20 protein-coding genes are annotated in these 23,015 nt (G+C 61.1%); 10 read left to right on the top strand and 10 right to left on the bottom strand.

Features of this window, described 5'->3' with window-relative positions; all coding sequences use genetic code 11:
• Positions 1-59: 59 nt before the first annotated feature.
• Positions 60-956: a rhomboid family intramembrane serine protease gene (locus tag O9Z63_RS01885; protein ID WP_270127577.1), complete on the top strand. Its 897-nt coding sequence runs from the start codon at positions 60-62 to the stop codon at positions 954-956.
• A 588-nt stretch (positions 957-1,544) separates the two neighbouring features.
• Here O9Z63_RS01885 and O9Z63_RS01890 read toward each other — a convergent pair.
• From O9Z63_RS01890 to tilS, 3 genes are all read right to left on the bottom strand, one after another.
• On the bottom strand, positions 1,545-2,795 hold the full coding sequence (locus O9Z63_RS01890; protein WP_270127578.1) for an aspartyl protease family protein: 1,251 nt from the start codon (positions 2,793-2,795) through the stop codon (positions 1,545-1,547).
• A 235-nt stretch (positions 2,796-3,030) separates the two neighbouring features.
• Positions 3,031-3,972, bottom strand: a complete 942-nt coding sequence (gene mdh / locus O9Z63_RS01895; RefSeq protein ID WP_044013809.1) for a malate dehydrogenase — start codon at positions 3,970-3,972, stop codon at positions 3,031-3,033.
• A gap of 176 nt (positions 3,973-4,148) precedes the next feature.
• Complete coding sequence (gene tilS, locus O9Z63_RS01900) at positions 4,149-5,480, bottom strand: tRNA lysidine(34) synthetase TilS (RefSeq protein ID WP_270127579.1); 1,332 nt, start codon at positions 5,478-5,480, stop codon at positions 4,149-4,151.
• 104 nt (positions 5,481-5,584) lie between these two features.
• Here tilS and O9Z63_RS01905 point away from each other — a divergent pair, with 104 nt between their 5' ends.
• The 9 genes from O9Z63_RS01905 to O9Z63_RS01940 all read left to right on the top strand — a co-directional run bounded on the left by O9Z63_RS01905 (position 5,585) and on the right by O9Z63_RS01940 (position 15,150).
• Positions 5,585-6,475, top strand: a complete 891-nt coding sequence (locus O9Z63_RS01905) for a glycerophosphodiester phosphodiesterase (RefSeq protein WP_270127580.1) — start codon at positions 5,585-5,587, stop codon at positions 6,473-6,475.
• Between the two features lie 141 nt (positions 6,476-6,616).
• Positions 6,617-8,344, top strand: a complete 1,728-nt coding sequence (locus O9Z63_RS01910) for an OstA-like protein (RefSeq protein WP_270127581.1) — start codon at positions 6,617-6,619, stop codon at positions 8,342-8,344.
• Between the two features lie 98 nt (positions 8,345-8,442).
• Positions 8,443-9,270 (top strand): outer membrane protein assembly factor BamD, encoded by an 828-nt coding sequence (locus O9Z63_RS01915; RefSeq protein ID WP_052381160.1) that lies wholly within the window; start codon positions 8,443-8,445, stop codon positions 9,268-9,270.
• A 103-nt stretch (positions 9,271-9,373) separates the two neighbouring features.
• Entirely contained in the window at positions 9,374-9,724 is a 351-nt protein-coding gene (locus O9Z63_RS01920; RefSeq protein WP_270127582.1) for a DNA-directed RNA polymerase subunit omega, read from the top strand.
• A gap of 167 nt (positions 9,725-9,891) precedes the next feature.
• Positions 9,892-10,440: a flavoprotein gene (locus O9Z63_RS21150; protein WP_408613556.1), complete on the top strand. Its 549-nt coding sequence runs from the start codon at positions 9,892-9,894 to the stop codon at positions 10,438-10,440.
• Positions 10,441-10,560: 120 nt separating this feature from the next.
• Positions 10,561-11,211 carry a phosphopantothenoylcysteine decarboxylase domain-containing protein gene (locus O9Z63_RS21155; RefSeq protein ID WP_408613557.1) on the top strand — a complete coding sequence of 217 codons (651 nt, stop codon included), beginning with the start codon at positions 10,561-10,563 and terminating at the stop codon, positions 11,209-11,211.
• Positions 11,201-12,124 (top strand): type IX secretion system protein PorD, encoded by a 924-nt coding sequence (porD, locus tag O9Z63_RS01930; protein ID WP_270127583.1) that lies wholly within the window; start codon positions 11,201-11,203, stop codon positions 12,122-12,124. Before O9Z63_RS21155 ends, porD begins: the two co-directional genes overlap by 11 nt.
• Before the next feature lie 334 nt (positions 12,125-12,458).
• Complete coding sequence (gene recN, locus O9Z63_RS01935) at positions 12,459-14,132, top strand: DNA repair protein RecN (RefSeq protein WP_270127584.1); 1,674 nt, start codon at positions 12,459-12,461, stop codon at positions 14,130-14,132.
• Between the two features lie 196 nt (positions 14,133-14,328).
• Positions 14,329-15,150, top strand: coding sequence for an enoyl-ACP reductase FabI (locus O9Z63_RS01940; protein WP_270127585.1), 822 nt, complete (start codon positions 14,329-14,331; stop codon positions 15,148-15,150).
• A gap of 138 nt (positions 15,151-15,288) precedes the next feature.
• On the opposite strand, the gene O9Z63_RS01945 is transcribed toward O9Z63_RS01940, so the two are convergent.
• The 7 genes from O9Z63_RS01945 to O9Z63_RS01975 form a co-directional block, all read right to left on the bottom strand.
• Positions 15,289-16,497, bottom strand: coding sequence for a porin (locus O9Z63_RS01945; RefSeq protein ID WP_270127586.1), 1,209 nt, complete (start codon positions 16,495-16,497; stop codon positions 15,289-15,291).
• 243 nt (positions 16,498-16,740) lie between these two features.
• Positions 16,741-17,439: a hypothetical protein gene (locus tag O9Z63_RS01950; protein ID WP_270127587.1), complete on the bottom strand. Its 699-nt coding sequence runs from the start codon at positions 17,437-17,439 to the stop codon at positions 16,741-16,743.
• A gap of 291 nt (positions 17,440-17,730) precedes the next feature.
• On the bottom strand, positions 17,731-18,801 hold the full coding sequence (locus O9Z63_RS01955) for an SDR family oxidoreductase (protein WP_270127588.1): 1,071 nt from the start codon (positions 18,799-18,801) through the stop codon (positions 17,731-17,733).
• A gap of 167 nt (positions 18,802-18,968) precedes the next feature.
• Positions 18,969-19,976: a hypothetical protein gene (locus tag O9Z63_RS01960; RefSeq protein ID WP_270127589.1), complete on the bottom strand. Its 1,008-nt coding sequence runs from the start codon at positions 19,974-19,976 to the stop codon at positions 18,969-18,971.
• A 71-nt stretch (positions 19,977-20,047) separates the two neighbouring features.
• Entirely contained in the window at positions 20,048-20,311 is a 264-nt protein-coding gene (locus tag O9Z63_RS01965) for a barstar family protein (protein ID WP_270127591.1), read from the bottom strand.
• Between the two features lie 102 nt (positions 20,312-20,413).
• A complete protein-coding gene (locus tag O9Z63_RS01970) occupies positions 20,414-21,007 on the bottom strand; it encodes an REP-associated tyrosine transposase (protein ID WP_270127593.1) in 594 nt (197 codons plus the stop codon).
• A gap of 113 nt (positions 21,008-21,120) precedes the next feature.
• Positions 21,121-22,932 (bottom strand): ABC transporter ATP-binding protein, encoded by a 1,812-nt coding sequence (locus tag O9Z63_RS01975; RefSeq protein ID WP_270127594.1) that lies wholly within the window; start codon positions 22,930-22,932, stop codon positions 21,121-21,123.
• Positions 22,933-23,015: the final 83 nt, after the last annotated feature.

Genomic DNA, 23,015 nt, shown 5'->3' on the forward strand with positions numbered 1-23,015 from the left:
CCGCCTGCCTGCCAAGTTGTAGCTTCGCGTAGCCTGCCGTTCTCCTTGCTTTCCTCTCCATGAGTTTCCTTGATGACATCCGCGCCACCCTCACCCGGCGCGACAATGCCCTGAGCCAGCTGCTGCTGATCAATGTGCTGGTGTTTGTAGTGCTGCTGCTGATTCGCGTCACGCTGTATCTGGTGACGGCGGGCCGCCTCGATATCACGCTGGTGCTGGAGTGGCTGGCCGTGCCTTCCGGCCCCTGGACGCTGCTCACCCGCCCCTGGACGCTGCTCACCTACGCCTTCGTCCACACCGATTTCTTCCACATCTTATTCAACCTGCTGAACCTGTACTGGTTTGGCTCGCTGGTGCGCGAGTACCTCGGCGACCGGAAGCTGGTGAGCCTCTACATCCTGGGGGCGCTGGCCGGCGCCGCGCTGTATCTGCTGGCCTACAACTTCGTGCCGGTGTTTGCCGGCCGCCCGGCCATGCTCTATGGGGCCTCGGCGGGCGTCACGGCTATCATCCTGGGCGCCGCCACGCTGCTGCCCGACTACACGTTCAGCATCATTTTCCTGGGTCCGGTGCGCATCAAATACATTGCAGCCGTGGTGGTACTGGTGAGTATCGCGGGCATTGACGGCGGTAACCCGGGCGGCGAAATTGCCCACCTGGGCGGCGCGCTGCTAGGCTTCCTGTTCATCAAGCAGCTGCAGCGCGGCCGCGACCTGGGCCGTCCCGTGCAGGCCATCGCCGACTGGGTGGGCGGTTTGCTCTCGGGCCCGCGCCTGCGCGTGACGCACCGCGGCAGCGCGGCGGCCGCTCCGGCCGCATCGGGCGCCCGCAAAGGCACCCTGCCCAAGCCCGAGCAGGAAGATCTCGACGCCATCCTCGACAAAATCTCCCGCTCCGGCTACGAAAGCCTTTCCAAAGACGAAAAGCAGCGCCTGTTCAAAGCCAGCCAGAAATAGATAGCAAGAGCTTAGAGTTTTGGCAATAGTTATATGTCATGTATATCAGGGCAGTATTATAAGCTTTTGCGCGTACTCAAGATATTTGTTTAAATTATTGTCTTCGCTATTTATCTTATTTATATCGACTATCCCTTGTAGAAAGGAATCACATTCACTTTCACATATGAATCTTTTATAACATTTATCATTTGTACAGTATGTTATTTCAAATGCTTGCCAATCATATTTCATGCGTTTTGATTTGCTTTTAGATAAAGTGTTGGCTTTGAATAGGCTGATATAACTTATCATTTTGGAAAGAGTATTCTTATCCACCTTGAAATTGAGAACCTCGTAATCGTTAGACTTTACATCTTCTCCTATAAGCATAGAAGATACTGATTTAGACATTCCTGGTTTGATATCATGAATTAAGATATAATCTGAGCTGACTGATTTTTGCCCATAACTAAAAAAGCACTGTAGTAACAGTATTATAATAAGGGCGTTTCTCATGATTGTTATGGTTTAAGAGAAAATGTTAGATAGTAGTCAATGTGAATCTAGCTTGCTAGCTTCTAATTTCTTCATATTTCCTTACTTCGATCACCAGTTATAAAACCGCACCTGCTTGTTCACGAAGTCGATGGTAGTGCGGTACTGGCTCAGGAACGGGTAGCCCACGAGGCCCTGCACCGGCACCTGGCCGGGCTTGCTGTTGAGGTGGGAAATGTCGGTGAACACCGTGGACTGATTGCGGAAGGCCAGCTTGCCGCCCACCTGCAGCTCCGGCACCTGCCCGCTCACCACCGTGCGCGAGAGGTTGTCGGCGCCCTGTAGCGTGACGTTTTCCTTTTTGCGCAGCGTTTTCTGGAAAGTGGGGGCGTACTGCTGGTCCAGCAGGTTGTACTGGGCGCCGGAGTCCAGGGCCAGTTGCCAGGTCTGGCCGGACGCGGTGGCTTCCAGTATCGGCAGGTGGCCGCGTAGCGTGAAGGGCACGCTCAGCAGCGGCGCCGGGCCGGTGGGATCGGGGTCGGGCTTGCGGAGCTGCACCTGGGCGGCGCGGTAATCGAGGGTGAGGGCGTACTGGTCGAGCAGGTTGTAGCCGATGAGACCCAGCAGCTTCAGGCCCTTCAGCCGCTGCTCCAGGCTGGTGAGGTCCAGGGTGGGCACTTCGCGGTTCTGGAACCGGATGCCGGCCCAGTCGAAGCTTTGGGTGGTGTGGTAGGAGTAGCTGCCCATGCTGCCGTTTACGCCGCGCATGCCGCCGGCCGTGGCGGTGGTTTCGCCGGGGTTGGCGGCAAACTCACGCTGGTTGAGCATTAGGGCCGGCGCGCCAGAGTCGAGCAGGAAATTACCGCGGCGGCCGTCTACCTCGGCTTCAACCACAATCAGGCCGTCCAGCAGGCGCATAGGCACGGTCACGGCGGGCGGCGTGGTCAGCTCCAGGGCGGTGGCGGCCGTGGCAATCTTCTTCACGCTGGCTTTGGCTAGGTTCAGCTCCAGAAATTTCCCCTCGGCACTCACCAGAAAGTCGTACTCCTTTTCGGTGCCCTGGCGGGTGAAGGCGCACACGTAGCGAATGTTGGCACCTTCGGGCGTCTGCCGTACCAGCCGCACGTTCTCCACGGGCCCGAAGCCGGGAATCAGCTGCGCCAGTAGCTGCGGAGTGTAGGTGGCCGGCAGGCTTCCCACCCGCGTTTCGCTGACCAGAAACGGCTGCAGCGGCTCCACCGATTTGGTGTTGATGGCCGCCACCAGTTGGTCGAGGGGCCGGATGCCGGTGGGCGTTTGCTGGGCCAGGGTGGCGGTGGTGCTGGCCAGCAGCAGCCAGAAACTCAGGAAGAGGGCTTTCATAGATATCGTGATAAAGCGGGAAGGCAAGACACTAGCAGAGGTACCGAAAGCAACAGACCGGAGCCGCAGGAGCCGGGTTGCCTGCATAGGGCCGCCCTTGGGCCGGAAGGTTGTATGGCTGTTGCAGAATAGTTGCAGAGTAGCGCGCGCTTTGCATTTCGCGCTACTTCCAAACGCAAAACCGGCCGCCCTGCTTGCGCAGAACGGCCGGTTTCTATTCAGAGGCTGGAGAAGCTTAGGCCGAAGCCTTGCTCATGTTGTCCAGCGCGTCCATTACTTCTTTCACGTGGCCACGCGAGGTTTCCAGCAGGGCTTTTTCCTCGTCGTTGAGCTGCAGCTCGATTACTTTCTCGATGCCGTTTTTGCCCAGGATAACCGGAGCACCCAAGTACACGCCGTCGATGCCGTACTCGCCTTCCAGCTTGATGCACACTGGGAACACGCGACGCTGGTCGCGCACGATGGCCTCTACCATCTGAGCAGCCGCCGCGCCGGGAGCATACCAGGCCGAAGTACCCATCAGCTTCACCAGCTCGCCGCCGCCGTTGGTGGTGCGAGCCACAATGGCGTCCAGCTCTTCTTTGCCGATCAGCTCGGTAACGGGGATGCCGCCTACGGTGGTGTAGCGGGGCAGGGGTACCATGGTGTCGCCGTGGCCGCCCATGAGCACGGCTTGGATGTCTTTGGGGCTCACGTTGAGGGCCTCAGCCAGGAAAGCGCGGTAGCGGGCCGTATCGAGGATGCCGGCCATGCCGAACACCTTGTTGCGGGGCAGGCCGGAGGTGAGGTGGGCCTGATAGGTCATCACGTCGAGCGGGTTGCTCACGATGATGATGATGGCGTTGGGCGAGTATTTTACCACCTGCTCGGTCACCGATTTCACGATACCGGCATTGGTCGAAATCAGGTCGTCGCGGGTCATGCCGGGCTTGCGGGGCAGGCCGGAGGTAATCACCACCACGTCGGAATCGGCGGTGCGGGCGTAGTCGCTGGTCACGCCCACGGTGCGCGAGTCGTAGCCGATGATGGGTGCTTTCTGCCAGATGTCGAGGGCCTTGCCTTCGGCGAAGCCTTCCTTGATGTCAACCAGTACGATTTCGTTGGCAATTTCGCGGGTGGCCAATACGTCGGCGCAGGTTGCGCCCACGTTGCCAGCCCCAACTACGGTAACTTTCATCGGGTGAGGAATTGGGTGAGGGTTACGTTATGCGCGTAAAGCTACGGCGTAGAAGTCGAAGAATGTAACGCGAAGTTCCACTTCGCGCCCCGACGGCACGCCCTGGCGCGCAGCCTGCGGTGCCAGATGTACGTGCTGGCCGCGAAGTAAAACTTCGCGTTACGTTTGCGGGCCTGCTACATCCGCTTCACCACCAGTACCCGTTCGGTGTCGTCGTTCACGCGGAACCGCTCGTCGGGGCGGAAACCGATGACCCAGGCAATTTTGCCGTCGCCGGAGCAGAGCACCTGCACGTTGTCTTTGAGGTTGAGGGGCACTTTCTGGTCGATGAGGAAGTCGGAGAGCTTCTTTTTGCCTTTCATGCCGATGGGCATAAACCAGTCGCCTTCCTGCCAGGGGCGCACGATGAGCGGGAATTTCAGCGCGTCGGCATCGAGGGCAGCCACGGCTTTGCCGCGCGGCACCTCAAAGCCTTCGGTCACTTCCTGCAGCTCCAGGCGCAGGTGCAGCCCGTCAATCTTCAGCACTTCCTGGCCGGCCTGCAGTTGGTGCGTGCCGAATTTGGTGAGGTTCTTCGGGGTGATAACCAGCTGCTCGCGGTCCTTCACCAGCCGGTGCGTCGGCGACTCGAAGCGGCGGCCGGGCTCGGCCGGGAAGGCGGCTACAATGTCCTTCACCACCGGAAAGCTAAACCCAAACGGCCGCAACAGTTCGTGCAGCACAAGCGTGGTAGCGGCCGTTTTCTGCAGCAGCCGGATGTCCAGATACGTGGCGTCGGTTTCGGTGCGCTGGGCCTCGGCGGCGGTGTCCTGCACGTAGCGGCGCACGATTTCCTCGGCGCCGCCCACCCGCTCGGCCGTGAACTGCAGCGTCTGGTCGAGGCTGGGGTTGATGTCGCGCAATACCGGCAGCACCTCCTGGCGCAGGCGGTTGCGCTGGTATACGGGGCTGTCGTTGGAGGCGTCTTCGCGCCACATCAGCTGGTTTTCCACCAGATACTCAAACAGCTCGGGCTTGGCCACGCCCAGCAGCGGCCGCACGATGTGGCCGTTTTTGGGCGGGATGCCGTGCAAACCGGCCAGGCCGGTGCCGTGGGTGAGGTTGAGCAGCATGGTTTCGGCGGCGTCGCGCTGGTGATGGGCGGTGGCCACGTAGGCGTAGCCCTGCGTCTGGCGGATGCGCTCAAACCACTCGTAGCGCAGCGCCCGGGCCGCCATCTGGGTCGAAATGCCTTCCTGCTCGGCAAAGGCCTTGGTCTGGAAGAACTCCACGAAATAGGGCACATCGTACTTCTTGGCCAGCTTGCGCACAAACTGCTCGTCGGCGTCGGCCTCGTCGGCGCGCAGGCCGAAGTGGCAGTGGGCAATGGCAAACTGCGTCCCCAACTGGTGCAGCACGTCGGCCAGCACCACCGAGTCCTGCCCGCCACTCACGGCCACCAGCAGCGTGTCGGTTTCGAGGTTGAAAAGCGCGTGTTCGGTGATGTAGCGGCGGACTTGGTCGAGCATATGGGAGGGGAGGCAAAGAAAAGCGAGGCGTAAAAGTACGGCCAAGGCAACGGTTTGCCCGTAGGAGAAGCAGGGAGTGTGCGAGTTTTTCCGCTACGATATCTATGTCTCTGTTTTCTGCCGGCTGGTTCCGGCCTCTGCTAAAGCGCGTCGGGCTGGGTCTGGCCCTGCTGCTGCCCGCCGCCTGCACCACCGCCCCCACGCTGCCCGCCAACTACCGGCCGCTGGTTATCGGGCACGCCGGCTCGGCGTTTCTGACGCCCATCAACCCCTTCAACCCGCTGCCGCCCAACAGCGGCGCCAGCCTACAGCAGGCTCTGGACCGCGGCGCCGACGGCCTGGAAGTGGACCTGCAACTCAGCCAGGACAGCGTGCTGATGCTTTACCACGACTCCCGGCTGGAATCGTTGACGACGGGGCAGGGCTGTGTCAGCGAGCAGCCGGCGGCAGCGCTGCAGCAGCTGCAATACCGCGCCGGCTGGCCCTACGACTGGTTTCAGGAGGAAAAGCTGCTGACGCTGGAAGACCTGCTGCGCCGCACCCAAGGCCAGCACCCGCACCTGCACTTCGACCTGCACCAGTCCGAGGACTGCCGCCCCGACGCTTACGGGCGGGCGGCGGTATGGGCCCGGGCGCTGGCCCGCCTGCTCAAGCGCTACCCCTGGCCCCCGGAGCGCCTGCTTATTCTGACCACCCATCAGCCCACGCTGGCGCTGCTGCGCCGCGAGCTGCCGGGCGTGCCGCTGGGGCTGGAAGTGACGGAGGATTTTGCTACTGGCCTGCAGAGTGCCAAGGCCGAGCAGGTGCAGGCCATCGTGCTCAGCAAAGACCTCGTGAGCCTCGAAAACACTCAACAGGCTCACGATGCCGGCCTACAGGTGGTCACGTTTGGCGGGCGCTCGGCCAGTACGGTTAAGCGCCTGCTCAGCACCCTGCCCGACGCCATCGAAACCGATAATGTGCCCGCCATGCGCGATATGGTGCCCCGGCAGTAGGGAGTGGGGCGTCGTCGGCACGGCAAAGCCGGTTTCGCCGAGCAACGGCAGGACGGCCCGCGCTCTGTTCAGCTACGCTAGCAAGTACACGAAGAACGGGCTGATGGCGTTAGGGGGCAGGTTCCGTACCTTCGCGCTGAAATGACCTTTCCCAAGCATCTTTTTCTGTTGTGGCTGGCGCTGCTGCCTGCCTTTGCCATGGCCCAGCAGCGGCCCGCTGCCCGGCCGGCTACGGCTGCCACGCCGCCCAAAGGCTCGCGCATCGAGCTGCTGCCTGGCACCCAGCGGCTGGTGGGCGGCACCTTCAACGGCGTCGAGATTCGCAAGCTGATTGGCAACGTTAGCTTCCGGCAGGGCACCACGCTGCTCTACTGTGATTCGGCCTACCAGTACCTGGAGCGCAATGCGCTAGAAGCGTTCAGCAACGTACGCATCATCCAGAACGATACCATCACCATCACTGGCGACCGAGGCACCTACGACGGCGACACCCGCAAGGCCCGCATCACCGGCAACGTGACCATGCGCGACCCGCGCATGACTCTCACCACCCAGGCCCTCGACTACGACCTCAACCGCAACCTGGCCTACTACAGCACCGGCGGCCACCTCGTCGACCCCGAAAACACGCTCGACAGCCGCTTCGGCTACTACAACACCGCCAGCAAGGTGTTCAGCTTTAAGCGCGACGTGAAGCTGGTGACCAAGGACAACGTCATCGACACCGATACGCTGCAGTACAACACCGTATCGAAGATTGCCACCTTCCTCGGACCTACCCGCATCAAAGGGCGGCAGGGCACGCTCTACGCCGAAAACGGCACCTACAACACCATCACGCGGGTTTCCAACTTCCAGAAGAACGCCAAAATCGAAACGCCCAACTACCTGCTGGGCGGCGACCGGCTGGTGTACGACGAAACCCGGCAGTACGGCGTGGCCACCGGCCACGTCTCGATGACCAGCAAGAAAGACAACCTCGTGATTCGGGGCGACGTGGGGCGTTACTGGCGAGGCTTGGGCCGCACCAAGGTGTACGGCGCGCCCGTGATGCGCAACATCTCCGGCAAAGACACGCTCTACCTTGCCGCCGATACGCTTATCAGCCAGGAAGGCCGCCCGCCGCTGAACGCTGCCGGCGTGCTCTACGCCTACCCCAAAGCCAAGATCTTCCGCCCCGATCTGCAGGGCCGCGCCGACTCGCTCACCTACGACCGGCAGGATTCCATCATCTACCTCAACAAGAACCCAATTCTCTGGAATGAGAAAAACCAGCTCACCGCCGACAGCATGCAGATCCGGCAGCGCAACGGCAAACTGGACCAGATGCGCCTGTACGCCAACTCGTTTATCATCGGGCAGGACACGCTGCTGAACTACAACCAGGTGAAGGGCCGCAACATGGTGGCCTACTTCCAGGACAACTCTATAAAAAAAGTGGACGTGCTTGGCAACGCCGAGAGCCTCTACTATGCTCTTGAGGGCGACACCGCGGTGAGTGGCATGAACAAAGCCGTGTCCTCGACCATGGCGCTGCGCTTTGGGGAGGGCAAGCTGCAAACCATCAGCTTCCTCACCAACCCCGACGCCAGCTTTATTCCGCCCCATGAACTCAAGCCCGAAGATGAGAAGCTGAAAGACTTCCGCTGGCGCCCCACGGAACGCCCGACCCGCCGCATGGTGTTGGGCAAGCACTTCGCCGTGCCGGTGAAAGCCAAGGCCAAGCCGAAAGCCAAAACGCCCGCTAAAGCCAGCACCAAACCCAAAGCCACCAAGGCGCCGGTCCGCAAGGCCGCGCCGGCCCGGGCCACTCCCAAAGCGCCGGCCAAGCCTGCCACGCCGGCTAGCCCGGTGCCGGCCCGGAAGTAGCCCGCCAGCGCCGTACGCGGCCATGGCGGCGGTCGCGGCCACCTCAAACCACAAACCCTTCAGCCATTCAGGCAGAATCCGTTACCTTTGCGCCCCTTATGCACTATTTCCGCCCGACCCTTTTTGTTCTGCTGCTAAGCACCCTGCTGCTTGGCGCGTGCACCGGCTACCAGAAGCTGCTCAAGAGCAGCGACGTGAACAAGAAGTACGAAGCGGCCATCCAGTATTACGAGAAGGGCGACTACTTCAAGGCCGGCACCCTGCTCGAAGACCTGCTACCGCTGCTGAAAGGCCGCCCCGAGGCCGAGAAAGCGCAGTTCTACTTCGCCAACACCAACTTCCGGCAGCGCAACTACACGCTCGGCGCCTACTACTTCAAGAGCTTCGCCGACACCTACCCCAACTCGCAGTACGCCGAGGAAGCCAACTTCCTGCAGGCCAAGTCGCTGTTCCGCGACTCGCCGGAGTGGGAGCTGGACCAGACCAACACCTACTCGGCGCTGGAGTCCATTCAGGAGTTTATCAACCGCTACCCCACTAGCACGTTCCGCCCCGAGGCCGAGAGCATGTCGCAGGAGCTGCAGAAAAAGCTGGAGCTGAAGGCCTATCAGGGCGCTAAGCTCTACTACAACCTGCGCTACTACCAGTCGGCCGTGGTGGCGCTGGGCGGCTTCCAGCAGCAGTTTCCGGCTTCGGCCTTCAACGAGGAAGCCGAGTTTCTGAAAGTAAGCGCGCAGTACGACCTCGCCCGCGAAAGCGTGGAAGAGAAGCAGCGCGAACGATACCTGGAGGTGCAGGCGTTCTACCAGCACTTCATCGACACGTATCCGCAAAGCCGCCGCCTCAAGGAGGCCGAGAAGATGTTCATCGACGCCCAGGCCCAGGCCGCCAAGCTCAAGCCCGCCGACCCGACGGCAGCTAAATAAATGGCTGAATTGTTGAATTGTTGAATTGCTGGTTTCTTACACCCGTAACGGCCGACGTTCAACGACAACAATTAAGCAATGCAACAATTTAACCGTTCAACCCATGAAAGCACCTAACAACGTTTCTTCGTCCATCGTGACCCGCAACATGTCGGAATTCGCCAACGAAACCGGCAACGTGTACGAGTCGATTGCCATCATCTCGAAGCGCGCCAACCAGATTTCGGTGAAGCTGAAAGAGGAACTGAACGGCAAGCTGGCCGAGTTTGCTACCACGGTTGACAACCTGGAAGAAGTGTTCGAAAACCGCGAGCAGATTGAAATCAGCAAGCACTACGAGCGTCTGCCCAAGCCCACCAACCTGGCCATCGAAGAGTTCCTGGAAGGCAAAGTGCACTACCGCACGCCGTCGGAATTCGACGAGAACGGCAACCTGCGCGCCATCGAAGGCTAATCAGCTTCTCAGGCCCTACCGTAAAGCACGTCATGCAGAGCGAAGCGAAGCATCTCGCCAGCGTAGTAATTTTACTGCCCTGGCCGGATGCTTCGCTTCGCTCTGCATGACGCGTTTTAGCAGGGCTGCAATTACCATCCGGGAAATCCGACAAATCCGCTAAATCCGTGATTCAGGGACGCAAGATCTTACTGGGCGTGTGCGGCAGCATTGCCGCCTACAAAGCCGCGCCGCTGGTGCGGCTGCTGGTGAAGGCCGGCGCCGAGGTGCAGGTGATTCTGACGCCCGCGGCCGCCGCTTTCGTGACGCCGCTCACGCTGGGTACGCTCTCCAAAAAACCGGTGCTACAGAGCTTCCTGAAAGACGAGCAAGCCGGCGAGTGGCACAACCACGTGCACCTGGGTTTGTGGGCCGATGCGCTGCTGGTGGCGCCGGCCTCGGCCAACACGCTGGCCCACTTCGCCCACGGCCTCTGCGACTCGCTGCTGGATGCCGTGTACCTGTCGGCGCGCTGCCCCGTGCTGCTGGCCCCCGCCATGGACCTCGACATGTACGCCCACCCCGCCACCACCGCCAACCTGGCCACCCTGCGCCGCTACGGCAACCTCGTGCTCGACTCGCCGGCCGGCGAGCTGGCCAGCGGCCTCTCCGGCCCCGGCCGCATGCTGGAGCCCGAAGACATTGTGGCGGAGCTGGAGCGGTTTTTTAATCGTTAAACCCTTCTGTCATCCTGAGCTTGCGAAGGACCTTATCACATTTGAGTCACTCCAGGACAATCTCCGTCCAAGCGTGATAAGATCCTTCGCAGGCTCAGGATGACGTCACTTAACACTAGTATGCGTGTTCTCCTCACCGCCGGGCCTACCTACGAGCCGCTGGACCCCGTGCGCTTCATCGGCAACCACAGCACCGGCAAGATGGGCTACGCGCTGGCCGAGGCCTTCGCTGCCATCGGCGCCGACGTCACGCTGATCAGCGGCCCCACCAACCTGCCCGACCCCGCGCACCCACGCATCCGCACGCAGCGCGTGGAAACCGCCGACCAGATGTACGCCGCCGCCGCCGCCCTGGCACCTACCGCTGATGTGTGGGTGTTTGCGGCCGCTGTGGCTGACTACAAGCCGGCGCACGTAGCGGCCGAGAAGATCAAAAAGGCCGGCGATACGCTCACGCTGGAGCTGGTAAAGAACGTAGATATTGCGGCCACGCTGGGGAAAACCAAGCGGCCCGAACAATTTTCGGTGGGTTTTGCGTTGGAGACCAACAACGAGGAAGCCCACGCCCAGGACAAGCTGCGCCGCAAAAACTTCGACCTCGTGGTGCTGAACTCCCTGCGCGACGCCGGGGCCGGTTTTCGCCACGATACCAACAAAGTGACGCTGCTCGACGCGCAGGGCGAATCCCGTATATTTGAAGTAAAGCCCAAGGCCGAAGTGGCCCGGGATATTGTCGACGCCGTTCTTGCCCGCCTGCCCCGTGAAGTATAATCTGCCGCTGTCTGCTCTGCTGCTTGCCTTCGTTTCGCTGCTGGCCCGCCCCACTAAGGCTCAGGAAATCCAGGCCGAAGTGCGCGTGACCACCGAAAACGTGACCATCGCCGACCGCCAGCTGGTGCAGCAGATGCAGAACGACATGCAGTCGTTTCTGAACACCCGCTCCTTCACCAGCCAGACCTACCGGCCCGAGGAGCGGATCCGGATGCGCATTTTTGTAGGCATCACCGAAATTCCGCAGAACGGCCAGTACAAGGCCACGGCCCGCATCGTGTCGTCGCGGCCGGTGTATGGCACTGGCTTTGAAACGAATTTGCTCAGCTTCGCCGACCGCAACTTCGTCTTCAACTACTCGCCCCAGAACCCGATTGACTTCTCGGAAAACAACTTCGTGGGCAACCTGTCGGCGCTGCTGACCTTCTACGCCTACCTCACCATCGGCATCGACCAGGACAGCTTCGCGCGCCTGAGCGGCTCGCCGTACTACGACCGGGCCCGCATTGTGGTGCAGAACGCCTCGTCGCAGACCATCACCAACGAGCAGGACGACGCTTGGAAGGACGGGCAGTCGCGCAACCGCTACTGGCTGCTCAACAACCTGCAGGACCCGCAGCTGGAAGCCATCCGCACGGGCATCTACGCCTACTACCGGCAGGGGCTCGACGTGTTCATTGAGAAGCCCGAGGAAGCCCGCACCAGCATCTACGGGGCCCTGGAGGGCGTGCACAACGCCGCCATCCGCCGTCCCGGCACGCTGCTGGCCCGCGCCTTCTTCGACACCAAGGCCGACGAAATTGCCAACATCTTCCGCAGCTCGCCCGACGCCCAGCAGAAGCAGCGCCTCACCACCCTGCTCACGGAAGTAGACCCCACCAACTCGGCCAAGTACCAAGCCATGCTGCGCTAATCACGGATTTTTCGGATTAGGCGGATTGGTCGGATTTTGTGGACGAAATTCTGCCGCCTGCTGCACAAGCGACTTTTAAAGTTTACCGGCTGATTTGCTTTTCAAGCAGTGCAAATTTCCCAAATCCGGCCCAGGAATGGTTTCAAGCCGAATCATCCACAAAATCCGATGAATTCGTCCTTATCCGAAAAAATCCGTGAGCAAATTTTATTGGCAATTGACTAAGTGAACTAGTAGCTTTGCTAAAGCTACTAGCCCCGGCTGGCTTGTGCCGGTCCGTAGCGCGTGTGTTTTGGCAGCTACGGCCGGGAGTCCGGCCTTCACTTGGTAGATTATGCTCATTGACCTCCGCATCCGCAACTACGCCCTGATTGAGCAGCTGCAGCTGCAACCCTCGGCACTGCTTAACATCATCACCGGCGAAACCGGGGCCGGCAAGTCCATTATGCTGGGCGCCATCGGCCTGCTGCTCGGCAACCGCGCCGACTCGCGCATGCTCTTCGACACCGACAAGAAGTGCGTGATTGAGGGCCAGTTTGATATCAGCAGCTACCAGTTGCAGGATATTTTCGAGGCCGAGGACCTCGATTACGACGCGCAGTGCATTCTGCGGCGTGAAATCAGCCCCGCCGGCAAGAGCCGGGCCTTCGTGAACGACACGCCCGTGACGCTGGAAACCCTGCGCCACATCGGGGCCAACCTCATGGACATTCACTCGCAGCACGACACGCTGCTGCTCGGGGATGCCGTGTTTCAGCTGAACCTGCTGGACCTGTACGCCGGGCTGGTGCCCACGCGGGGCCAGTACAGCAATGCCTACCGCCAGTACCGCAAGCTGGAAGCCGACCTGAAAACCCTGCAGGACCAGGTAGCGCAGGCCAACAAGGAGCTGGACTACCACAGCTTCCTGCTGACCGAGCTGGAAGACGCCCGCCTCGACAACGAGCGCCAGGACGAGCTGGAGCAGGAAGTGAAAGAGCTGGAGCACGCCGAGGAAATCAAATTCAAGCTCACTCATGCTCTGCAGTGCCTCACCGAAAACGAGTACTGCGCCACCGGCAGCATGAAGGAAGCCGCCACGCTGCTGGGCCAGATTGCCAACTACTCGGAGCAAGCCCGCGAGCTGAAACTGCGCCTCGACAGCTGCCTGATTGAGCTGCACGATATTGCCGACGAAATAGAAGCCGCCGAGCGCCGCACCGAAGGCGACCCGGCCCGCATTGATGAACTCCAGGGCCGCCTGAACGTGCTCTACAGTCTGCAGCGCAAGCACCAGGTGCGCGATGTGGTGGCCCTGCTGGCCGTGCGCTCCGACCTGCGCGACAAGGTCAGCTCCGTGCTCAACCTCGACCGCCAGATTACGCGCCTGCGCCGCGACGCCGACGCCGCCCTGGCCACCGTGCAGAAGCAGGCCACGCGCCTCTCAGAAGCCCGCCGCAAGGTGTTCCCGAAGTTTGAGAAGGAGCTGGCCTCCCTGTTGGCCGATCTGGGCATGCCCAACTCGCGCATTGTGGTGCAGCATCAGGAAGGCCCGCCCGCTACCAGCGGCATTGATGTGGTGAGTATCCTGTTCACGGCCAACAAAGGCGCCCAGCCCCAGACGCTGAGCAAGGCGGCCTCGGGCGGCGAGTTCTCGCGCCTGATGCTGTGCATCAAATACATGCTGGCCGATAAGACGGCGTTGCCGACCATCGTATTCGATGAAATTGACACTGGCATCAGCGGCGAAATTGCGGTGAAAGTGGGCCGCATGATGCATCAGATGGCCAAAAAGCACCAGCTTATTGCCATCAGCCACCTGCCCCAGATGGCCGCCGCCGGCGACACGCACTACTTCGTGTATAAGGAAGACCGCGCCGACCGCACCGTGAGCTGCATCCGGCCGCTGAACCTGGAGGAGCGCATTCAGGAAATTGCCCAGATGATTTCCGGGGCCAAGCCCAGCCTGCACGCCACCCAAAGTGCCCGCGAGCTGCTGGCGTTGCGCGGCGTAGAAATGGCAGGGTAGAAGCAGAGAAGGAGTATCAGAACGTCATTCCGAGCAAAGCGGAGCGTAGTCGAGGAATCTTGTTAGTGTGGTAATTGATTATGCCACACTAGCGAGATTCCTCGGCTGCGCTCGGAATGACGTTCTGCTTTGCGTGACGTTCTGTATTTTTTTGCCTCTTTTGTAGTTCCAACCACTACACCTCTGAACTCTCTATATGGCTAGTAACCTGCTCGCGGGCAAAGTCGGTATCATTTCCGGCGCGCTGAACGAAGAATCCATTGCCTGGAAAGTAGCCCTGAAGGCCCACGCCGAAGGCGCCCGCTTTGTGCTCACCAACGCCCCGCTGGCCATGCGCATGGGCGAAATCAACAAGCTCTCGGAGCTGTGCAACGCGCCAATCATTCCGGCCGATGCCACCTCCATGGAGGACCTGGAGAAGCTGTTCTCGGGCGCGCAGGAGCACCTCGGCGGCAAGCTCGACTTCGTGCTGCACAGCATTGGCATGAGCGCCAACATCCGTAAGGGCAAGCACTACGGCGAGTTGAACTACGAGTGGTACCAGAAAACCCTCGACGTATCGGCCCTGTCGTTCCACAAGATGCTGGCCGTAGCGGAAAAGCAGGACGCCTTCAACGAGTGGGGTTCGGCCGTGGCTTTGAGCTACATTGCCGCCCAGCGCGCCTTCCTCGATTATACCGATATGTCGCAGGCCAAGGCCATGCTCGAAAGCATTGCCCGCAGCTATGGCCAGCGCCTCGGCAAGCTCAAGAAAGTGCGCGTGAACACCATCTCGCAGTCGCCCACCAAAACCACCGCCGGCACCGGCATCAGCGGTTTCGATGCGTTCTACGAGTACGCCGACCGTCTCTCGCCCCTGGGCAACGCCCCAGCCGAAGCCTGCGCCGACTACTGCATCAGCCTGTTCTCGGACCTGACCCGTTATGTGACCATGCAGAACCTCATGCACGACGGTGGCTTCAGCACCACCGGCATTTCGGAGGAAATCGTGGAGCTGATGTCGAAGGCCAACTCGTAGGCTTTTCTGCCTTCTCAATAAACGACAACGCCCGGCCGGTTTGGCTGGGCGTTGTTGCATTAAGGGGCACTGTAGTCTCATCGTTGCCGATATTGCTCTACTGCAACGCGAAGCAAAGGCTTCGCGCTACAAGTTTCCTCAGAAATTCAGCTGGGCCTGCAGGCGCAGCAGGCCGCCGCGCTGGCGGTTGTCGGGCTTCTGGAAATCCTCGAAGCGGCGGTTGGAGAGGGTGTACATCGTCACCAGCTCGAAGCTGGGGAACGGCTGCCACTCCACGCCCAGCTCGGCCTCGCGCACCTGGTAGCTGCGGGCGTCCCGCTCGTGCTTCTTGCCGCCATCGTAGTACTGGGCGCGCAGGAAGGGGTAGAACTGTTGCCCTTTGTATTGCAGGCGGTAGTTGAGCAGCAGGTAGCCGCCGTGCAGGCGCTGCGTCTCGATGCTGTCGGTGCTGGGGTTGAACTTGGGGCCGCGGCCCACGTTGTACTCGGCCTGCAGGCCGAAAGGCTGGGGATACAGCACGAACGTGGCCGCCACGCGCTGGTCGGGGTAGCGCAGGTCGGGGCGGTGCTTCACGCCGCTGGACAGCTGGTCGCGGTTCACCACGTACTCGCCGGTGTAGGCCTGCAGCGCCGGCTCGATGAGCTGGCCCCCAATCTCAAGCGGATATGTGACACGGGCCACCACGTGGCGCTGGTTGTTGAGCTCGGGGCGGTTGGCGGTCTGGCCGTTGAAGACGCCCAGGCCCACCACGCCGTAGTCGCCGGAGCCTTTCAGGCCGTCTTTCACGAGGCGGCTGAAGCGCTGGCGCACGGCCGTCGGGGCCCAGTACAGGAAGGCGCCCAGGTCGCGTTCGTTGGAAAAGGAACTGTTGATGCCGTCGCTGCGGTCCAGGGCCAGGCGGTTCTGGCTGGATTGCATGTTCTCAAACCCAAACGGAATCTTGCTCTGCCCCAGCCGCACCCGAAACTGGCTGGCCTTGTCGAGGCCCACATCGAAGTAGGCGTCGCGCAGGAGCGTGGCGTTCAGCGAGGAGCTGCCGCTGATGGTGCTGGCAAAGTCGGGCTGGATGTAGAAGTACACCCGCTCGTGCAGCTGCCCGAAGAAGATGATACGAATCCGGCGTAGCGAAAACCCGCCATTGCGGCCCCACGACCGGTCGCACTGCTCGCAGGTGAGGTCGGGGTTGGTTTCCAGCAGCCGGTTGTAGCGGGCCTGCACGTAGCCCCGGATAGCTACCGTCTGGTACCACTTTTTACCCGGGGCCGGCTCCGAGGAAACCGAGTCGGCGGCCTGGCCGTGGACCCGACCCGCAGCCAGGAGCAACAGGATGGTTAACAGCTTCTTCATGAAATGATAATGCTGGCACAAAGTGCGGCATTAGATGTTACTTCAAGATGACCGGCGTATTACGGCAGTGTTACCAATGCTCCTTAACAGGTCGGCCCCTGACAGCGTGAGCTGTCAGGGGCCGGATATAATTGGAGGCAGGGATGGTCATACAGTAGCGCAAACTGTGTAGTTCGCACCCCCACGCCGTTGGGACGGGTTTATGCTGAGACGCGAACTATACGGCTTGCGCTACTAGGCGCGCTACTCTGCTTCTTCGGATACTGCGTCAGCCTGGGTGGTGGCTTCGTAGGTGTCGGCGTACTTGAAATCGTCGAGCCAGTAGGCGGAGCTAACCACGTCGAAAACCACCGACTTGTCGGTTTTCTTCGAGGGCGTGAGCTGCCAGATGATGCTGGGAGATTCGGGGAAGCTGGTGCCATCTAGCTGCTCATGGAAAAGGCGCTTGAGCAGGGTGTTGTCGGGCATGCCTTGGGCTAGCAGGCGCAGCAGCGGGGCCTCGGGCTGCTGGTCGAATATGCTCAGGGCCTCGGCGTCTTCGGCTGTAAGCTGCACCTGAAACTGTACGGCTTCAGCGCGCGGGAACTTGCCGTTGTAGGCAGTATAGAGCAGCTGGGTAGCTTTGAAAAAGCCTTCGTGCTGCTCCAGCTCGGGGTTTTCTTCCCAGAGCTTTTCGGTGAGCATCTGGTGAGCCAGGTTTTCGATCTGGCCGGTGGTGAGCTGATCCTCGAACAGATACTCCAACACCAACTGGGCCGCCTCGGTGGGCTCCAGGTCGGTGAGGGCCATGTGGGTCATGTCGGTCAGCTCGTTGGCGGCTATTTCGTCGGGGTTGTCGTAGCCGGTTTTAGTGAGCAGGGCCTTGTAATCGGCCGGCTCCCAGGAGTTGGGCAGCTTGGTGAGGGTATCGAAGGTGAGGCGTTCTATGGTGAACTTCTGCATACGGAAAGGCTGAATGGACTACGCGGCGCAGGCGCGCCGCTGTTCTGCTTGTATACGTTAGCCGTCGGTAAAGGCTGGGATAAAAACCACAAACCGGCCCCAACGGCGCCTGGGGGCGTAGTTGGGGCCGGTTTGGCAGGCTGGGTAGAATTGTGTAAAACCTAAAAGAACGTCATGCTGAGCTTGCCGAAGCATCTCGCGTGCTGATTCTGATTAGCAATCCAACATCAGCACGCGAGATGCTTCGGCAAGCTCAGCATGACGTTCTTTTACTTTCTTCAACTCCGGAAACTACGGAATCAACCTGTCGGTGCGGAGCTGCTCGAAGAGGTCGAAGAAGGAATCTTCGGTGGACTGGTAGGCCAGGAAGCCGCGCTTGCGGCTGTTGGTCATGTCAGTCATCACTTCGATGGGGCGGCCCAGATCGAGGTCGGTGTGCCAGGGGGAAGCGAGGCGGTCGAGAGCCGGCTCTTGCAGCTGGTGCCGCTCGGCAATGTCGCGCCACACGGCGGCATCCTGGCTGAGCTCGGCTTCCAGCGGGTGGATGGTGCCGTCGAAGCCCACGGCTTCTACCCCAAACCACGCGGCCAGGCGCGGCCACAGCCAGCTCCAACGGAAAATGTCACCGTTCACGATGTTGAAGGCCTGGTTTTGGGCGGTTTCGGCGGTGGCGGCCCAGCGCAACTGCTGGGCGATGATGCGGGCGTCGGTAACGTCGGAGAGGCCGTTCCACTGGGCCGCGGAGCCGGGCCAGCGGAAGGGGCGGCCGGTTTCCTTGCAGATGCTGGCGTACACGGCCAGGGTGGTGCCCAGGTTCATGAGGTTGCCCACGGCCTTGCCGATGATGGTGTGCGGCCGGTGGATGCTCCAGGTGAACCCGTCGCGGGCCGCGGCGGCGTACACCTCGTCTTCCTGGGCGTAGTAAAAGTTGTCGAGTGGCAAGCGGGCCTGCTCCTCGCGCAGCGGCGTGGGCGGCGGGGTGCCCCCGCTCACGTAGGCCTCAAACGGCCCCAGATAGTGCTTCAGGCCCGTTACCAGCGCCACGTGCTGCACCGATTTTTTGGGAGCCAGGGCGTCGAGCAGGTTGCGCACCATCAGGCTGTTCACCCGGATGTTATCGGCCTCGGTGTCCTGGCGCATCCAGCTGGTGATGAACACGTGGGTGGGGGCGAGGTCCTGCAGGGCGGTCTGCAGACTGGCGGGGTCCAGCAAATCGGCCGCCACGGGGTGCAGACCGGGCACATCGTCGGGGCGGGGCGAGCGGGCCAAGCCGTAGGTGAGCCAGTCGTGGGCCACCAGCTCGCGGGCCAGGTTGCTGCCGATGATGCCGCTGGCACCTACTACAAGGGCTATATTCTTCATAAGGAGTGAAATTCGGGGGCGGATGGTTGCCGGGTGATGTACGGCACAAGGCGTTATAACAGCCAATTCCCGAAAGTGTCCCCGTAGCGGCGCAGATTCCGCGTCCAACCAGTGCTTGGTGGAGGCAATTGTGGTTAGGATTCGGACGCTTGGTCGTTTAAGCCAGACTATTCCGGTTTGATGTAGAGCAGGGTAGACTGCCCCGACGGCCCGTACTTGTCATTGAGCAGAAAGTAGCCGCCCCGGTAGGCCGCCAACCCTTCCCAGTTGTAGGTCATGTAGGGGCGCGGTAGCTCCAGCAGCGGCTCCCAGCGCAGCTGGCGGCGGCGGTAGCGCAGGCGGATGAGCCGGCAGTAGTTTTGGTAGCGGCCCGCGCTATCCAACACCAGCCGGGTGTTGGCGTCGGTGGTAGCGGGGCGGTACACGGTGTCATCGGGGCCGTTGAAGAAGTAGTTGATGGCCGTGTAGCGGCCCCGGCCGGTGCGTACCATATCCGTCACCCGAAACGGTAGCGCCACCACCGGCACGGCCCGTAGCTGCGCCGCCGTGGTGGCCGCGGCGGAGAGCTGCAGCGCTTGGCTGCCGGCCGGAAAGGCGTTGTACTCAAACAGCAGCAGCAGTTGCCGCCGGTAGCGGGCCATAGCCTCGAAGCCGGCGTTGTACACGTGCGTGCCGTCGGGCAGGGCGGGCCTGGCCAGCGCCACCAGATACTCCGGATCCAGCTGGATGGCCGTGTGGGCGGCATCGAAGCGGCCTTTAATCAGGTAGCAGTAAGGCGCGGCCGTGGCCGTTTCGACGGTGAAGTATAGCACGCCGTTGAGCACTGTCAGGCTTTCCAGGCCTTCGTACACCTGGCCCAGGCTGTCGATGCGGGCCCGCAGCTGGTCGAGGCCGCGGATGGGGTACTTGCAGTACGGCAGCTCCCGGGGCTGCCCGCTGAGCTGGCGGTTGAGGCTGGCCAGGGAAAGGCCATATACTTTGGCCTCGGCCTGGTCCTGCAGGCGGCTTTCGGAGAGCAGCAGCAGCTCGCGGCCGTGGAGGTACAGGCCGGAAAACTGGTTGTTCTTATCGGCCAGCTCCGGCGGCAGCGCAATGGTCTGGGGCGGGCGGGGAGTGGGTTGGGCGGTGGCAAAAGCGGCCGGCAGCAACAGCGCAGGTAGCAAACGGTACTTCATCAGGCAGGAAGCGGATAAGCCGCCAAAGGTACGGTGCCGCCCGTGTCAGCCGGCCGCGTCGTCAACTCCGTTTACCCCAGCACAATCTGTTTGGGATGCATTTCCACGGCATAGTCTTGTATCACCTGCCGCAGAATGTGCATGTCGCGGGGGCAATACTCGGCAAATTCCTGCCAGTTCGTGAGCGTCAGCACGGGCGGCATCTCTACAATAGCCACGATAGAATCCCAGAAAGCGTCCCAACTCGGGCCGTACCACTCTTCAAAGCCCAACTGCTCCTTGAACAACTGGTGAATGGCGGCTTTGCTGGTAATGCCGGTGAGGTCGAGGGTCATGGGTTAAATGTAGCGCGAACTTTGTAGTTCGCGTCCCCGCGCCGTTCGAGTGATTTCGTTCTGGGGCGCGAACTACAAAGTTCGCGCCACTGCGCTGCTGTGTCAGAACTCCTGCCAGTAGGTATAGGGCCATTGCTCCCAGCTTTCCACCAAACCGGCTTTTACCGGGTTATTGAGCACGTAGGCAATTACGCGCTGCATCTCGTCGCCGCTGCGCACGATGTGGTCGTAGGTTTCGCGCTGCCAGAACTGGCCGGTGCGGCACAGGTGCTTGTTGGCCTGCAAAGCCGTATAGCCTTTGATGCGTTGCAGCGTTTCAGCCAGTGCCGGCGCCCCATCTTCAAGCGAAACAACCAGATGCACATGATTGGGCATGATGCAATAGCAGCGCAGGTAATAGGCTATTCCGTTGAAATGTTGCAATGAACCACCCACCAGATTGGCTATTTCCGGGTGGCGGAGCCACGTAGCGCCATGAGCCGCCTCATCCAGCAGCTGATCAAAGCGGCCGAAGTAGCGGCGCTGCTCGGCATAAGTAGCTTCCGGTAATTGGTTTTCTCCCGTGTGAAACTGAGCCCGCAGGCGCGCAATGGTGGCAGCAGGCAATGAATCGGCTAGTCTGAACGTCAGGAAAATATCGGAGCCCGGCGGCAGGCGGTGCGGCAGGTTGCGCTCATAGTACAGCAGATTGCTCATTCAATAACAGAGTAAATAGCTGACTGAAAGATAGTAGCGCGAACTTTGTAGCTCGCGCCCCGGAACGAAATCACTCGAACGGCGCGGGGACGCGAACTACAAAGTTCGCGCTACTATCCCGCCGTGTCGCCCACTTCGTCCTCGTCGTCCACCATTACCCGGGCCAACTTCTCGATGTTGAGGCTGCGGGCGGAGGCGTCGAAGATTTCGCGGTAGGTGCCGCGCAGGTCGTAGAGGTGCTCGTGGGTGCCGCTTTCCACCATGCGGCCCTGCTTCATCACGTAAATGCAGTCGGAATCGACAATCTGGGCGAGGCTGTGGGAAATGATGACTACAGTGCGGCCCTTTTTGATGGCGTCGAGGGAGTTTTTGATTTGCTCGGTGGCAATGGCGTCAAGGGAGGCGGTGGGCTCGTCGAGGAAGATGATGGGCGGGTTTTTCAGGAACAGCCGGGCAATGGCAATGCGCTGCTGCTGCCCGCCGGAGAGCTGCTGGGCGTCGGACTGGTAGCCGTTGGGCAGCTCCATGATCTGCTCGTGCAGGTAGGCCTGGCGGGCGGCGGCCTTGATCTGGTCGAGGGTGGCATCCATTACGCCGTAGCGGATGTTTTCCTCAATGGTACCCTTGAAAATGTGGTTTTTCTGCAGCACTAGCCCGATTTGCCGGCGCAGGGCGTGGGTGTCGTAGTCGGCCAGCGGGCGGCCGTCGAGCAGCATCCGGCCGTGGTCGGGGGCGTAGAACTTGCAGAGCAGGTTGATGATGGTACTCTTGCCGGTCCCGCTCAGCCCCACCAGCGCGGTAGTTTTGCCGGCCTCAATGGTCAGGCAGACGTCGTGCAGGGCCTGGGTGCCGCTGGGGTAGGTGAAGTCCACGTTGCAGATATCGAAGGTGCCCTGCAGGTGGTCGGGCCGGAGCGGGCCGGTGGGCTCCACGGCGTCCTCGGCATCCAGAATGTCGAAGAAGCCCTCGGCGTAGGTGAGGGCGTCGTTCATCTCGTCGTAAATGCGGTGCAGCTGCCGGATAGGGGCCGAGACGTTGTTGAATAGCAGGATGTGGAACATGATGGCCCCGATGCTGATCTGCCGATCCAGCACCAGGTAGGCCGTCAGGATGATGATGAGCACCACGCCAATCTGCTCGGTGAAGGTTTTGAGGCCGTCGTAGAGGAAGTTGGTTTTGCGCGTTTCCAGCTGGGCTTCCTGCAGGTTCTGCTGCACTCGGGTCTGCTTCTGCTCCTCGTAGTCTTCGCGCACGAAGCTCTTGATGACCACGGCCGAGTCGATGAGGTTCACGAGGCCCTGGCTGCGGGCTTCGCGCAGGCCACGCAACGCCCGGCGGGTGCCATTGAGCTTATCGGCCTGGCGGTAGCTCAGCCAGAAGTACACCGGCAGCACCGCCACCGCCACCAGCCCCACGTACAGGTTGTTGGCAAACATCACCACCAGCGCCACAATGGAGTTGGCAAACAGCGGCAGAATGTCAATAAAGAAGTTCTGCACCAGCTTCATCAGACTCTCCACACCTCTATCGATGCGGGTCTGGAGCTTGCCGGTCTGGTTGCCGCTGTCGGAGTAGAAGCCGAGCTGGTAGCTGAGCACCTTGTGCACCGCGTCGCGCACCAGCGTGCTGGATACGTTGATGCGGATTTTCTCGCCGTAGAACTTCTGCCCGAACTGAATGCCGGTATTGATGATTTCCTTGCCCAGCAGCAGCCCGCTCACCAGCAGCAGCAACTCCGCGCCCTCGGCCAGGCCCTGGTTGCGGTCGAGCAGACCCTGCACCGTATCCACGGTGTAGCGCAGCACAAACGGGTTCACCTGCGCCGCCAACGAGCCCACCAGCGTGAGCAGCAGCGTGGCAAGTACGAGCCCGCGGTACGGCCGCACGTACGGCAGCAGGCGTTTAATAATTTCCCAAAGACTCATGCAGCAGCGGCTAAGTAAGCAGTAGCCGGTTAGACGAGCGGGGCAGGGTGGGGGTTGTTCGGGGGATAAGGGACGAGCAGTAT

It is taken from the genome of Hymenobacter yonginensis (assembly GCF_027625995.1).
In the GTDB taxonomy this organism is placed as follows: Bacteria; Bacteroidota; Bacteroidia; order Cytophagales; family Hymenobacteraceae; genus Hymenobacter; species Hymenobacter yonginensis.